Source organism: Candidatus Marimicrobium litorale, from assembly GCF_026262645.1.
Taxonomy (GTDB): domain Bacteria; phylum Pseudomonadota; class Gammaproteobacteria; order Pseudomonadales; family Halieaceae; genus Marimicrobium; species Marimicrobium litorale.
Window position 1 is genome coordinate 291,815 of sequence record NZ_SHNO01000001.1, and the last position, 14,496, is coordinate 306,310.

Annotated in this window: 9 protein-coding genes; 7 read left to right on the forward strand and 2 right to left on the reverse strand. The window is 57.8% G+C overall.

What is annotated here, in order from left to right:
• Positions 1–108 precede the first annotated feature (108 nt).
• Positions 109–756, forward strand: a complete 648-nt coding sequence (locus tag EYC82_RS01350) for a Crp/Fnr family transcriptional regulator (protein ID WP_279247754.1) — start codon at positions 109–111, stop codon at positions 754–756.
• A gap of 13 nt (positions 757–769) precedes the next feature.
• Here the strand turns inward: EYC82_RS01350 and xseA are convergent, their stop codons facing one another.
• Positions 770–2,131 (reverse strand): exodeoxyribonuclease VII large subunit, encoded by a 1,362-nt coding sequence (xseA, locus tag EYC82_RS01355; RefSeq protein ID WP_279247755.1) that lies wholly within the window; start codon positions 2,129–2,131, stop codon positions 770–772.
• A 257-nt stretch (positions 2,132–2,388) separates the two neighbouring features.
• Between xseA and guaB the strand changes: the two genes are divergently transcribed.
• From guaB to tadA, 3 genes are all read left to right on the forward strand, one after another.
• The gene (gene guaB / locus EYC82_RS01360) at positions 2,389–3,858 is read left to right on the forward strand and encodes an IMP dehydrogenase (RefSeq protein ID WP_279247756.1); all 1,470 of its coding nucleotides are present in this window, start codon (positions 2,389–2,391) and stop codon (positions 3,856–3,858) included.
• A gap of 73 nt (positions 3,859–3,931) precedes the next feature.
• A complete protein-coding gene (guaA, locus tag EYC82_RS01365; RefSeq protein ID WP_279247757.1) occupies positions 3,932–5,509 on the forward strand; it encodes a glutamine-hydrolyzing GMP synthase in 1,578 nt (525 codons plus the stop codon).
• 39 nt (positions 5,510–5,548) lie between these two features.
• Positions 5,549–6,016: a tRNA adenosine(34) deaminase TadA gene (tadA, locus tag EYC82_RS01370; protein WP_279247758.1), complete on the forward strand. Its 468-nt coding sequence runs from the start codon at positions 5,549–5,551 to the stop codon at positions 6,014–6,016.
• A 104-nt stretch (positions 6,017–6,120) separates the two neighbouring features.
• Here the strand turns inward: tadA and mltF are convergent, their stop codons facing one another.
• Positions 6,121–7,548 (reverse strand): membrane-bound lytic murein transglycosylase MltF, encoded by a 1,428-nt coding sequence (gene mltF, locus EYC82_RS01375; protein ID WP_279247759.1) that lies wholly within the window; start codon positions 7,546–7,548, stop codon positions 6,121–6,123.
• A 144-nt stretch (positions 7,549–7,692) separates the two neighbouring features.
• Between mltF and purL the strand changes: the two genes are divergently transcribed.
• The 3 genes from purL to secF all read left to right on the forward strand — a co-directional run bounded on the left by purL (position 7,693) and on the right by secF (position 14,491).
• The gene (gene purL, locus EYC82_RS01380; RefSeq protein ID WP_279247760.1) at positions 7,693–11,592 is read left to right on the forward strand and encodes a phosphoribosylformylglycinamidine synthase; all 3,900 of its coding nucleotides are present in this window, start codon (positions 7,693–7,695) and stop codon (positions 11,590–11,592) included.
• 107 nt (positions 11,593–11,699) lie between these two features.
• Complete coding sequence (secD, locus tag EYC82_RS01385) at positions 11,700–13,580, forward strand: protein translocase subunit SecD (protein ID WP_279247761.1); 1,881 nt, start codon at positions 11,700–11,702, stop codon at positions 13,578–13,580.
• Positions 13,577–14,491, forward strand: coding sequence for a protein translocase subunit SecF (secF, locus tag EYC82_RS01390; protein WP_279247762.1), 915 nt, complete (start codon positions 13,577–13,579; stop codon positions 14,489–14,491). The genes secD and secF overlap by 4 nt, the downstream gene beginning before the upstream one ends.
• Positions 14,492–14,496 lie beyond the last annotated feature (5 nt).

Here is a 14,496-nt window from a genome sequence, read left to right on the forward strand (position 1 = left end):
CCCGTCCAATAGTGGCACAAGCTAATTTGCCGACAGAGGTGCGATTTTCAGAACGTTTGGGTTACTATTGGTTCAACGTTATGCGCTTGAAAAGGGACTGGGTGTGTCATGCTGCAACAAGTAGAAATTTTTCGGGGTCTTTCGTCTGAGGAGCTGGATGCGCTGGCGGCAAGCAGCACCAGCCGATCGTTTCCCAAGAATACGGTAGTCATACACGAGAACGATCCGGCAGACTCCCTGTTTGTGATTGAGAGCGGCAAGGTGAAAGTCTATTGCAGTGACAAGAACGGCAAGGAGTTCATCATGAATACCCAGGGCACCGGGGATTACTTCGGTGAGCTGGCCCTGCTTGATGATTCAACCCGTTCCGCCTCCGTGCGCACCGTCGAAAAGTCGAGTTTTTGCATCATCTATAAGGAAGATTTCAATCGGGTGTTGGACCAGCACCCCAATATTGCCCGCCAGCTTGTGCGCAATCTGGCACAGCGGGTGCGCAAACTCACTGCGGATGTGAAGAGCCTGGCCTTGCAGGATGTCTACGGCCGGGTGGCCAATGTTCTGATGGACTTGTCTGAAGAGCGCGGTGACGGCACGCACTATATACCGGAAAAGCTGACTCAGCAGGATATCGCAGACCGGGTAGGGGCCTCACGGGAGATGGTGGCACGGATTCTCAAGGATCTGACGATCGGCGAGTATATTCGCTTCGAGGGGCGGCATATCATCATCAACACCCGCCTTCCGGCAAAGTACTAGCCGGCTCCTTCGGCTATTTCGATTCGTTGACGGTGAGATCGAGGCGACCGCTGGCCAATTGTGCTTGCAGCTTGTCGCCAGCGGAGACCTGACGGGCATCTCGTACCACCAGGCCCTCGTTGTCCGTGACGATGGCATAACCCCGTTGTAAGGTGCCCAATGGGCTAAGCGAGTCGAGCATTTGGCCCAGTGCGGCAATGCGCACTGTGCGCTGTCGCAGCCTCTGTAACATTAAATCCTTCAGCCGCAGACTGTCCCGCCGGTTGGCTTCCCCTGAACGTATTATGCGACTGTCTGGCGAGTGCGCCAGTAATCGACTGCCAGCAAACTTTACTCTGACGCCGTGCCGCTTCAGCAGGTTTCGTTGTGCCCGCATCAGTTGCAGTTCCAGATCGTCGATGCGCTGGGCGTTGTCTCGCAGCTGGGCGCCGGGGTGCCTCAGTTGGCGTGCGAGGTGGTTGACCAGGGTCGATGTATCCAAAAGGCGGCGCTTCATCCGGCGAACGAGGTCGCTATGCAGTGAGTCGAGATGTTGCTGCCACTCTTGGCGATCCGGGCTGATCATTTCTGCCGCCGCCGACGGGGTTGGCGCCCTGACATCAGCTGCCATATCGGCGATAGTGAAATCGACCTCATGGCCTACGGCGCTGATGATGGGCAGGGTGCTGCCTGCGATCGCCCGCGCCACGATCTCTTCATTAAAAGCCCACAGGTCTTCCATTGAACCGCCGCCGCGACCCACAATGAGCGCATCCAGTTGGACTTTTTTTTCGTCTTGCCAGCGGTTAGCACAGGCGATGGCGCGACCGATCTGCTGGGCAGCGCCCTCGCCCTGCACGGCAACTGGAAAAACACAAACCTCGATCGTCGGACAGCGTCGCTCGAGTACCTGCAGGATGTCGTGAATGACAGCTCCCGATGGAGAGGTAATAACGCCAACTCGCGCAACATCAGTTGGTAGGGCGCGCTTGCGCGCCTGAGCGAACAGGCCCTCGGCCTCTAATCTGCCTTTGAGTTGCTCAAACGCAGCCTGCAACGCTCCAGCGCCGGCAGGCTCCAGATGCTCTGCGATCAGTTGGAACTCTCCCCGGGCTTCGTAAAGGGAAGCGCGACAACGGACGCGCACCGCATCGCCGTTGGCAGGGGTGAACCTGACGCGCTGATTGCTGCGGTTGAACATAGCGCAGCGCACCTGGGATTTGCTGTCCTTCAATGAGAAGTACCAGTGACCGGAGGCGGGTGCGACGAAGTTGCTGATCTCTCCCTCAACCCACAGGGAGTCAAAATGGGAATCCAGAAGGGTCTTGACCTGACGATTGAGCTGACTTACCGAGATAGCAGTTTCAGGTGCGCCCGTATTGAAAGGGTTGTTCAAGGGTATGTTCGCCTTCACTGCGCTGGGATGTCCTGGCCAGTGTACTTGATTCGACCCCCTAAGGCATGCGGTACGACCCGTTCATGCGGCTCATTTGCGCCATAGCGGGTAATCCGTGCTGTGCCGCAAGCACTTCAGGGCAGGGGTAACAGCTGACAGACAAATTTCGATAAAGTGGCGCAGGTAATTGTGCTGCCGTGCCCGAGGTCTTATAATCGCGACCTGCAATGAGGCAGGCCCGCTGGAGATGAGTTTTTATGCTACGAATCGCCCAGGAAGCGCTCACATTCGATGACGTTTTGTTGTCGCCAGGGTACTCAGAGGTCGTAGCGACAGATGTTTCTCTGGCGACGCGCCTGACCCGCGACATCGATCTCAATCTGCCCATGGTGTCTGCGGCCATGGATACCGTAACGGAGCATCGCCTCGCGATTGCCATGGCACAGGAAGGTGGCATCGGCATCATCCACAAGAGTATGACCATTGCCGAGCAGGCAGAGCAGGTCCGCCGGGTGAAAAAGTTTGAAAGCGGTGTGGTCAAGGACCCGATTACCATCCAGCAGGGTGCCACAATCGGTGAGTTGATTGACCTGACCAATGCACATGGTATTTCGGGTGTGCCGGTGCTCAACGGAGAAGATCTGGTGGGTATCGTGACACGCCGGGATATGCGTTTCGAGTCCAACCCCGAGAAGTTGGTCTCCGCGATTATGACGCGCCGTGAGCAACTGGTGACGGTCAAGGAGGGCGCAGGCATGGCCGAGGTGCAGGAATTGCTGCACCGCAACCGTATTGAAAAGATTCTTGTCGTCAACGATGCCTTTGATTTATGCGGAATGATAACCGTGAAGGATTTCGACAAGGCTGAGAGTTTCCCTCACGCCTGCAAGGATTCTTATGGGCAATTGCGAGTGGGTGCCTCCGTGGGGACCAGTCCGGATACGGATGACCGGGTTGATGCGCTGATAGAGTCCGGGGTAGACGTACTGGTTGTAGACACTGCGCACGGACACTCCCGCAACGTGATCGACCGCATCAAACGCATAAAGCGCAGCTATCCTTCAGTTCAGGTTATCGGTGGCAATATTGCGACCGCGGCGGCAGCGGTTGCCCTCGCCGAGGCGGGAGTGGATGGCGTCAAGGTGGGGATTGGCCCGGGGTCAATTTGTACCACGAGGATTGTCACTGGCACGGGCGTGCCGCAGATTACAGCAATCGCTAATGTGGCAGAGGCGCTGCGGGGCCGGGATATTCCTCTGATTGCAGATGGCGGCATTCGCTTCTCTGGTGATATTGCAAAGGCCATTGTGGCGGGTGCTCATTCGGTCATGGTGGGTAGTCTGTTCGCAGGCACCGAGGAGGCGCCCGGGGAAGTTGAGTTGTATCAGGGCAGAACCTACAAAGCCTACCGCGGCATGGGTTCGCTGGGCGCAATGTCAAAAAGCCAGGGGTCTTCCGACCGCTATTTTCAGGACGCAAGCAAGGGTGCGGAAAAGCTGGTTCCAGAGGGTATCGAGGGGCGAGTACCCTATAAGGGTCCGGTTTCCACGATTATTCACCAATATATGGGCGGCGTTCGTTCTGCCATGGGCTATACGGGAAGCGCCACCCTTGAAATCATGCGCACCCGTCCCGAGTTCGTTCGAGTGACCAATGCCGGCATGGCCGAGAGCCATGTACACGACGTGTCGATTACCAAGGAAGCACCGAATTATCCAGTGAGCTAGTGATTCGGGTCAGGCATCCGGACCGGGACCACTTCGCACCAACCGTATTCACATTCTCGCAACGAGTAGACGCATGAGCGCAGATATCCACGCCCAGAAAATCCTCATCCTGGATTTCGGCTCCCAGTACACGCAGTTAATTGCCCGCAGAGTGCGGGAGGTAGGCGTGTACAGTGAAATTCGCCCGTTTGATATTGCAGAGGACGAGATCAGGGCGTTTAAGCCCAACGGTGTCATCCTGTCTGGCGGGCCTGAATCTGTGGTCGCCAGTGCCTCCCCCAGGGTTCCGGCATGTGTCTTTGATCTTGGTATTCCGGTGCTGGGTATTTGCTACGGTATGCAAGCCATGGCCGAACAGTTTGGCGGCAGAGTCGAGGGGTCGAATGTCAGCGAGTTTGGTTATGCCCAGATTAGACAGGTGGGCACAGAGGGGTTGCTGAAGGATATCCGGGACCATATCGATGAGGAGGGCGCCGGCCTGCTGGATGTCTGGATGAGTCATGGCGACAAGGTCGTTGAACTGCCGCCGGATTTCACCCTCATTGCCGAGACCGACAGTTGCCCCATTGCGGGCATGGCCCACCATGACAAGCCGTTTTTTGGTATCCAGTTTCATCCGGAAGTCACTCATACCCTGCAGGGCAAGCGCATCTTTGAGCATTTTGTGCTGGAACATTGTGCGTGTGAGCCGTTGTGGACAGCGGCCAATATTGTAGAAGACGCTATGACCCGGGTCCGCGACCAGGTGGGCAAAGACAAAGTCCTTCTGGGTCTTTCAGGCGGGGTGGACTCCTCGGTGGTGGCGGCACTGTTACATCGCGCAATCGGCGACCAGCTGACCTGTGTGTTCGTCGACAACGGCCTGCTGCGTCTCAATGAAGGCGATCACGTCATGGAGATGTTTGCCCGAAATATGGGGGTGAAGGTCATTCGCCGTGACTGTGAATCACTGTTTCTCGGGAAACTGGACGGGATCGCTGATCCGGAGGCCAAGCGTAAAGTGATCGGGAATACGTTTATTGAGGTCTTCGATGAGGAGGCGGTCAAGTTAGAGAACGTGAAATGGCTTGCGCAGGGCACCATTTACCCGGACGTTATTGAGTCGGCAGGCGCGGGCACAGGGAAGGCACACAATATCAAATCGCACCACAATGTAGGGGGCTTGCCCGAGGATATGGCCCTGGAACTGGTAGAGCCACTGCGCGAACTGTTCAAGGACGAGGTGCGAAACATCGGACTGGAACTGGGTCTACCATACGATATGGTATACCGGCACCCGTTCCCCGGGCCGGGTCTGGGCGTGCGTATTCTGGGAGAGGTGAAAAAGGAATATGCCGAGCTGTTGCGGCTGGCAGACGCGATTTTCATTGAAGAACTGCACCGTGACGACTACTACCACAAAACCAGCCAGGCGTTCGCAGTGTTCCTGCCGGTCAAGTCAGTGGGGGTTGTAGGAGACGGTCGGCGCTACGAGTGGGTGATTGCCCTGCGTGCAGTAGAAACCGTGGATTTCATGACAGCGCGCTGGGCGCACCTGCCGTATCAACTGCTTGAGCGCACATCCAACCGCATTATCAATGAGATTTCAGGGGTGTCGCGGGTGACCTACGATATCAGCAGCAAGCCACCAGCGACCATTGAGTGGGAGTAGCGATTTCTTTTTTTTGTGCAATTTCCCCGGTGAAAAGGGGTGATTCCATTGCCTGACCCGCCATCGCATGAAACGTGGATGCGCCGCGCCCTGACATTAGCAGATCGGGCGGCTGATGACGGTGAGGTGCCCGTTGGCGCTCTGGTTGTGCGCGACGGTGAGGTGCTGGGAGAGGGCTGGAACCGGGTGATCTCCGCGGCGGACCCGAGTGCACACGCCGAAATTATTGCGCTGCGCGCTGCCGCGGCCCGCGTCGGCAATTACCGGCTTCCGGGCGCGCTTCTCTATGTCACGTTGGAGCCCTGCACTATGTGTGTTGGGGCGATGGTGCACGCGCGGGTTGAGCAACTCGTGTTCGGTGCGGCTGAGCCAAAGGCAGGGGTGGTGTGCAGTCGACACCCGCTACTGGACGAGGCCTGGTTCAACCACCAGGTCAGTTGGCAAGGCGGAGTGCTTGCAGACGAATCCACCGCTCGTCTACAGAGGTTCTTTCAGGCCCGCCGCTAGTCTGTCAGAGCCATCCCGCGCTCTGCTGAAAGTTGCGCCGCTGCTGCGGTTTTGTCTTGCGTCCGGCCCAGCGCCGGGCATCCCTGATGGTGGCATTGAGGTTATTACAGTGCCCACAAGGTGATATCTCTGACGATTTCGGGGAAGTATTCCTCAGTTGATAAAGGCGCTTCTGGTTGCTGATCGGGTATGTCCTGCCAGGTCAGGATACTGTAGTAGTGGCGGATGTTCTGGACAAGGGTAACGGCCTCTTGTCCCCTGGCATAGCCGAAGCGTGTATTTTTGTGATACTGACTTTTCTGCAGCAACGGTAGACGCTCCATAACGTCCTGCCAGAGGTTCGGGTTACCGCCCTGACGTTCGGTCAGTGCCCTGGCATCGTGCAGATGTCCGATGCCGACATTGTAGGCTGCCAGCGCCATCCAGGTGCGATCCGGTTGTTGCACGCTTTTAGGTAGCCGGCGCATTAATTCCTTGAAATAGCGAGTGCCTCCGCGCAAGCTTTGGGCAGCATCGAGACGGTTATCCACGCCGAGTTCGCTGGCGGTCAGCTTGGTCAGCATCATCATCCCGCGTACGCCGGTAGGCGATGTTGCGCTCGGGTTCCAGCGGGATTCCTGATAGGCGATAGCCGCCAGTAGCTGCCAGTCGATCTGATGCTCGCGCGCTACTTGCTTGATGAGGGCGAGGTGGCGGGGGAGGGTGTCTCTCATGGCGCGGGTAAACTCGAAGGCGTTCATGCGCGTGACATCATCGGTATGGCCGAAGTACCTCTGCCGAAGTTGCTCCATGGTCCCGTCCGCTTGCAATCGCTGGAAGAATGCATCGATCAATGCTTTCAGCCGAGTGTTGTTCCTGTCCGGCGCGAGATACCAGACCATCGCCTGTTCTTCGCCCAGACTAAAAGCCATTTTCTGGCGCGGGTAAAGACTCTGCTGCACGGCAAATTCGTTGGAATCGATAACCGCGAGTTCCGCCTGACCTTGTTTCAACATCTCCAGTAGGTGCAGTGTGTCGGCCTCCTCGACAGGATGCCATGACAAATCGGGTAATTCTTCCTGCCGCAGGGCGTTTAATTGTTCCTCGTGACTGGAGCCCCGGAGCACCGCTATCTTCCTGTCTATAAGGTCCGGCAACGTACGGGGCCGTTTTTTCCCCGCGACGTAGATCACCTGCGGGGTCAGCTTGTAGTAGGGCATGCTGTGCGGGTATCTCGCCGCGCGCTGCTCCGTGAGCGTCAACCCTGCTGCGGCGATATCGGCCTCACCTCGCTCGAGTTCGTTAAATATATCCGGCAGAGTGAAGACGCTTTCCAGGTGGAGGCGCACCCCCAGTTCCTCCGCGAGTAACTGAATCAGGGCGTACTCGAAGCCGGTAGGACCATTCTTGTCAATGTAGTAGGTAGTCGGGCTGTTACGACTGACCACGACAAGCTCCCCCCGCCTCTGAATCTGGTCAAGAGTGTCACCTCTATCACAGCTGCACAGCAGCAAGACTATCGCAGCAATCAGTATGGGTCTGCCCAAGCTCATACTGGTCATTCTAACGGTGGAAAGTGGATTGCACAGGGGGACAATTACCTTGTCAATTGGATGTAAATTCGGGTAACGGGACCCGCCCAAGTGCAGTACAATGTGGCCACCCTGACTTGCCCCCTGGCCGGAGCCGTCCACAGAATGTTTACCCTGCGCGGTGCCCCCGCACTGTCTGAGTTCCGCCTGCAGAAACTGGCGCAGAAAATACACCCTATTCATCCGGATGCGCGCCTGCTGCATGCCGAGTTCGTGCATTTTATCGAGCTTGCGCGCCCCCTGCAGCCTCAGGCCGAGTCGGTATTGGCCAGCCTGCTTCAATATGGACCCCGGTCATCCTCCGTCTTTGAGCCTCCAGCGGATCGTACTTTGCGGTTAGTGGTGCCGAGGCCGGGCACTATTTCGCCCTGGTCCAGCAAGGCGACGGATATCGCCCATAGTTGCGGTCTCGACGGTGTGGTTCGACTTGAACGCGGTGTCGCCTGGTACTTCACCCTGCCCGTCGACCTTGGAGAATCCCAGCGACAGGCGGTCGAGGATCTGATCTATGACCGCATGACCGAATCGATTCTGCCAGATCTGGCTGCGGCGGAGGTGCTGTTTGAGCATGCGTCTCCAGCGCAAATGACCAGCGTGGATATTTTACAGGGTGGCCGCGAGGCGCTTGTCGCTGCGGATGCACGGTTGGGCCTCGCGCTGGCGAGCGACGAGGTCGATTACCTGGTACACAGCTTTTCGGCGCTAAGTCGCAACCCTAATGACGTAGAATTGATGATGTTCGCCCAGGCCAATTCGGAACATTGCCGGCATAAAATATTCAACGCCGATTGGACCATTGATGGCAAACCACAAGAGCGCTCTCTCTTTTCCATGATTCGTAACACGCATGAGCGGGCGGGCGATAACAACGTGCTGTCTGCCTACTCAGATAATGCGGCCGTGGTGGCGGGCCAGGAGGCGGGGCGTTTCTATCCGGATCCGGAGCTTGGCGAATACACGTTCAGCCAGGAAAATATTCACCTGCTTATGAAGGTGGAGACCCATAATCATCCCACGGCAATAGCGCCATACTCGGGCGCCGGCACTGGCGCGGGCGGCGAGATCCGAGATGAAGGGGCGGTGGGTCGAGGGTCCAAGCCGAAAGCGGGTCTCGCGGGTTTTTCCGTATCGAACCTCAATATCCCCGGCTATGGACAGCCCTGGGAGGAGGACTATGGCAAGCCTGAGCGTATCGTCAGTGCGTTGGATATCATGCTGGAGGGTCCGATTGGCGCAGCCGCATTCAATAACGAATACGGACGCCCCAACCTCTGTGGTTACTTCCGCAGCTTTGAGCTGGAAGCGGGTGGTCCCGGTGCTCGGGAAATGCGTGGCTATCACAAGCCCATAATGATCGCTGGCGGTTTCGGCAATATACGCGAAGAGCATGTGCAGAAGGGCGACTTCAGCCCCGGCGCGAAGCTGATTGTGCTGGGTGGTCCGGCCATGCTGATCGGTCTTGGTGGTGGTGCAGCGTCCTCCATGAGCAGTGGTCAGAGCGATGCGAACCTCGATTTCGCCTCCGTGCAGCGCCAGAATCCCGAGATGGAGCGGCGCTGCCAGGAGGTTATCGATCGCTGCTGGCAACTGGGCGAGGCCAACCCCATTGCCTTTATTCACGACGTTGGCGCAGGCGGCTTGTCCAACGCATTTCCCGAATTGGTGAAGGATGGGGGCCGGGGTGGACGCTTCGAATTGCGGCAGATACCGAATGACGAGCCCGGAATGTCACCGCTGGAAATCTGGTGCAACGAGTCGCAGGAGCGTTACGTGATGGCCGTCGAGCCAGAGGAGTTGCCCCGGTTCGAGGCGATTTGTGCTCGGGAACGCTGTCCCTATGCCGTGGTGGGCGAGGCGACGGAGGAGATGCATCTGGCACTGGCCGATGGTGAGTTCGGTGATCTGCCAGTCGATATGCCTATGTCGGTATTGTTCGGCAAACCGCCCCGCATGAGCCGCAGCTTTGAGCGCCAGGTGGTTGATCATCCGGCGTTGCAGGTAGAGCTGATCGTATCGGACGCACTGGAGCGCGTCCTGCAGGTGCCTGGTGTAGCGGGTAAGGGATTCCTGATCACCATCGGTGATCGCACGGTGACCGGTATGGTGGCCCGAGACCAGATGGTGGGCCCATGGCAGGTGCCGGTAGCCGATTGTGCCGTGACGACAGTGTCCTATGACACGTGTGCGGGAGAGGCCATGGCGATCGGGGAGCGCGCCCCGCTCGCGATTATAGATGGCCCCGCCTCAGGCCGCATGGCAGTGGCAGAGGCTATAACCAATATTGCGGCGGCCCCTATAGCGAGCATAAAGGATATCAAGTTATCGGCTAACTGGATGTGCGCGGCCGGCCACGGCAGTGAGGATCAAGCGCTGTTCGATACGGTGTACGCGGTCGGCATGGAGTTCTGCCCCGCTCTGGGCATTACGATTCCTGTGGGCAAGGATTCTATGTCCATGCGCACGACCTGGCGCGACAAGGAGGTGGACAAATCGGTCACCGCGCCCATGTCACTGGTCGTTTCGTCTTTCGCACCGGTTACCGACGCTCGGCTGTGCGTCACGCCCCAGCTCTGTGCGCAGGAAGATGCGGTATTGTTACTGATAGACCTCGGCCGAGGCGCTAACCGTCTCGGCGGCTCCGCGCTCGCTCAGGCCTGCGGCCAATATGGCAGCACAGTGCCTGACATGGACAGTGCTGATGACCTCAAGGCGTTCTTCACTCTGGTGCAGGGCGCGATTGCACGCGGTGAGCTGTTGGCCTACCACGACCGTTCTGATGGAGGGTTATTGACGTGCGTACTGGAAATGGCGTTCGCCGGTCACTGTGGCCTGCATCTCGATATAAGTGGTCTCCCCGGTGATACGCCGTTGGCGATTCTGTTCAACGAGGAGGCCGGTGCTGTGTTGCAGATGGCCAGTGCACACCTTGAATCCTTCCGGCAGACGGCGGGGGAATTGGGGTTAGGCGATAGTCTGCACGTGCTGGGCCGGGCGGTGGAGGGCGATCAGGTGCTGGTGGCCCAGGGTGACAGCGTCCTGTTGCAAGACGAACGCTCCCGATTGCACCAGGTCTGGGCGCGAACCAGCTATGAAATCCAGTCACTGCGAGACCATCCGGATTGTGCGCGTGAAGAATTTGAGCGGATCAAGCAAGCGGATGACGGGTTGTCAGCATCACTGAGCTTTGATGTTGATGAGGATATTAGCGCACCCTATATCGCCACGGGTGTCCGACCCCGTGTGGCAATCCTTCGGGAGCAGGGCGTCAACGGCCATGTGGAGATGGCTGCTGCCTTTCATCGAGCGGGTTTCGCCCCGGTCGATGTGCATATGAGCGATATCCTCGGCGGTCGATTGGACCTGGCCCAATTTTGCGGGCTGGTCGCCTGCGGCGGCTTTTCTTATGGCGATGTGCTTGGCGCAGGAGAGGGATGGGCCAAGAGTATTCTCCACAATGAACCGGTGCGCCTCGCGTTCAGTGATTATTTCGAGCGCAGCGATACGTTCACGTTGGGAGTGTGCAATGGTTGTCAAATGGTGTCGACACTCAAGGAGTTGATACCGGGTGCGTCCCACTGGCCGCGCTTTGTGCGCAATCGATCCGAACAGTTCGAGGCCCGGCTGGCACTGGTTCGGGTGGAATCGAGCCCTTCAGTGCTGCTGTCGGATATGGCGGGCTCTTATTTGCCCATTGCGGTAGCACACGGCGAGGGTCGCGCTGAATTCGCAGACGACTCGGCGCAGGCGGCCTGCGATGCCAGCGGAGGAGTTGCCTTGCGTTATCTCGAAAACAACCTGCAAGTGGCCGAGCGTTACCCAGCCAACCCGAACGGCTCTCCCCGGGGCATTACGGGCGTGACCAGCACGGATGGCCGGGCTACCATCATGATGCCGCACCCCGAGCGCGTTTACCGCAAGGTGCAGCATTCATGGGGGCCGCAGGCATGGGAGGAAGACGCGGGCTGGATGCGACTGTTCCGCAATGCTCGCCGGTGGCTGGGGTGATTGGTAGCCCCAAACTCCCCTTGTGACCGTCGCCTGTTAATTTATAATGGCGCACCTTTTATTCGGGGGCGTGAGACGTTTCCCCGCAAATCCTGCAGAGCAATGTGATGTTAAATAAGTATCCGCTGTGGAAATATCTCCTGGTGCTAATAGTACTGCTGCTGGGAATATTTTATGCAGCGCCCAATCTGTATAAACCGGATCCGGCCTTGCAGATTGCAGGAGAGAGCAGTGCACAGATCCTTGACGGGCGAATCCTCAAGCGGGCAACTGACGCGCTGACGGCGTCTGGTATAGCGTACTTTGGGGAGGAAATAGATGCAGACGGTCGCAGCGCGCTGCTGCGTCTGGTGGAGGAGGAGCAACAACTGGTGGCTCAGTCAACCGTGTCGAGGGCGCTGGGTGATGGCTTTATCGTCGCGCTCAATCTCGCACCGACCACGCCCGACTGGTTGAGTGATTACGGTGCGCAGCCGATGAAACTGGGTCTGGATCTCAGTGGTGGCGTGCACTTCAAGCTCGAGGTTGACGTAGATGCAGCGCTGGAGCGCCGTCGCGAGTTTTATGTCAACAGTATAAAGCGGGTACTGCGTGAGGCCCGTGTGCGCGGTTATGTCGCGCTCAAGCCGCAGGGAGTCATCGACGCGACCTTCAGGACTGAGGAACTTCGGGAGGAAGGGCGCAAGGCGGTCGCCGAAAACAGTCCCGAACTGTTGTTGGAGCGTTTCGAAGAAGGCGATAACTGGGGTCTGCGAGCCAGTCTTTCCGAGCAGCTGGAGAAGGAGATTGTTGAGTATTCTGTAAGCCAGAACCTCACTACACTGCGCAACCGGGTCAATGAGCTGGGTGTGTCCGAGCCGCTGGTGCAGCGACAGGGCAGTAACCGCATCGTGGTCGAACTGCCGGGTATTCAGGATACCGCAGAGGCCAAGCGCATTCTCGGCAAAGTGGCAAATCTGGAGTTCAGGCTGGTGGCCCAGATGGACGCTCCTGCCTCGGATAAGCAGCAGTTTGGTTATCGCAGCGCTGAGCGTCGCGAGACGAGCGAATGGCTGGAACGGGATGTCATTATTACGGGTGAGCGCGTGTCTAATGCCCAGGCAAGCTTCGACCAGAACGGTCAGCCCAATGTGCAGATAAGTCTCGACAGCGAGGGCGGTACGATGATGTCCCGCGCCACGCGAAACAATATCAAGCGGCGCATGGGCGTGTTGTTCATCGAACGCAAGTACCGTACACGCTACGAAATGGATGAAAACGGGGAGGAGATCGCGGTAAAAACTCCCTATGACGAAAAAAAGCTGCTGACTGCGCCGGTGATACAGTCGGCGCTGGGTGCCCAGTTTCAGATTACCGGCCTCGATAGTCCACTGGAGTCCTCCGAGCTGGCACTGATGCTCCGGGCGGGTGCTCTGGCCGCGCCAATCTCATTTGTCGAAGAGCGGACCGTGGGACCTTCGCTGGGCGCTGAGAATATCAGGCTCGGGTTGCAGTCGGTGTACTACGGTCTGGCCGCTGTGGTGTTGTTCATGGTGGTCTATTTTCGGGTGTTCGGTATGGCAGCGGTCATTGCGCTCACCAGTAATCTGATCTTGCTGGTGGCGGTCATGTCTGTACTGGGCGCTACTCTGACCCTGCCGGGTATTGCGGGCATCGTATTGACCGTCGGTATGGCGGTGGATGCCAACGTGCTTATTTTCGCCCGCATACGGGAGGAGATTCGCAAGGGGCTGTCGCCCCAGATGGCAATCCACGGTGGCTTTGAGCGAGCTTTTACAACCATTCTTGATGCCAACCTCACCACCCTGATTGTTGCTGTCATTCTGTATGCGGTGGGCACCGGTCCGATCAAGGGCTTCGCCGTGACCCTGTCGTTCGGCATTCTGACCTCGATGTTCACTGCCATTATGGGCACGCGCGCCCTGATCAACCTTTTTTATGGGGGCCGCCGGGTGCAGTCACTTTCCATCGGGGGTAGCAAGGCATGAAGACCATCAAGTTTATGAGTCATCGCAAGCTGGCTATGTCGATTTCGGGCCTACTGCTGGCGCTCTCTATTTACTCTCTGGCGACCCAGCAGCTGAACTGGGGACTGGATTTCACCGGGGGAACTCTTGTCGAGGTGCATTACAGTGACAGCGCCGACCTCGGTGCAATACGCTCTACACTGACGACTTCTGGCTATGCGGGTGCAGTGGTGGTCAGCTTCGGCAGTGACCGGGATGTCATGATTCGTTTGCCTCAGGGCTATTCTGATGAGCAGGGCGTGGAGTTGCTGGCGACCTTACAGAAGGCGTTCGCCGGTGATGTAGAACTGCGGCGCATGGAATTTGTGGGCCCCCAGGTTGGCGATGAGCTGCGCGAGCAGGGCGGGCTTGCGATGTTGCTGGCATTGGGTCTCGTCACCTTGTACATCGCGTTCCGGTTTCAACTCAAGTTTGCGCTGGGTGCTATTGCAGCGCTTGTGCATGACGTTATCCTGACGCTGGGCTTTTTCTCAATGACCGGGATGGAGTTCAATCTCACCGTGCTGGCCGCGATACTGGCCGTGATCGGTTACTCGATCAATGACACCATCGTGGTCTTTGACCGCATCAGGGAGAACTTCCGTAAACTACGTCGTACGGAGCCCGAGGATGTGTTGAATATTTCCGTCACCGAGACGCTGGCTCGAACGTTGGTTACCTCGTTGACGACTTTGTTGGTGGTCACCGCTCTTGCGCTGTTTGGCGGTGAAATGATCTTTGGCTTTGCCATCTCACTGATCGTTGGTATTACCGTTGGCACCTACTCATCGATTTATGTGGCTTCAGTCACGGCCCTGGTGATGGGCGTCACACAGGAGGATCTGTTGATTCCCGTGAAGGAAGGCGCTGATCAGGAAGACATCGCGCCCTGACGGGC

Coding starts and splice junctions, on each gene's coding strand:
- EYC82_RS01350 (WP_279247754.1), top strand. CDS start 109: ATGCTGCAACAAGTAGAAATTTTTCGGGGTCTTTCGTCTGAGGAGCTG.
- guaB (WP_279247756.1), top strand. CDS start 2,389: ATGCTACGAATCGCCCAGGAAGCGCTCACATTCGATGACGTTTTGTTG.
- guaA (WP_279247757.1), top strand. CDS start 3,932: ATGAGCGCAGATATCCACGCCCAGAAAATCCTCATCCTGGATTTCGGC.
- mltF (WP_279247759.1), bottom strand. CDS start 7,548: ATGAGCTTGGGCAGACCCATACTGATTGCTGCGATAGTCTTGCTGCTG.
- purL (WP_279247760.1), top strand. CDS start 7,693: ATGTTTACCCTGCGCGGTGCCCCCGCACTGTCTGAGTTCCGCCTGCAG.
- secD (WP_279247761.1), top strand. CDS start 11,700: ATGTTAAATAAGTATCCGCTGTGGAAATATCTCCTGGTGCTAATAGTA.
- secF (WP_279247762.1), top strand. CDS start 13,577: ATGAAGACCATCAAGTTTATGAGTCATCGCAAGCTGGCTATGTCGATT.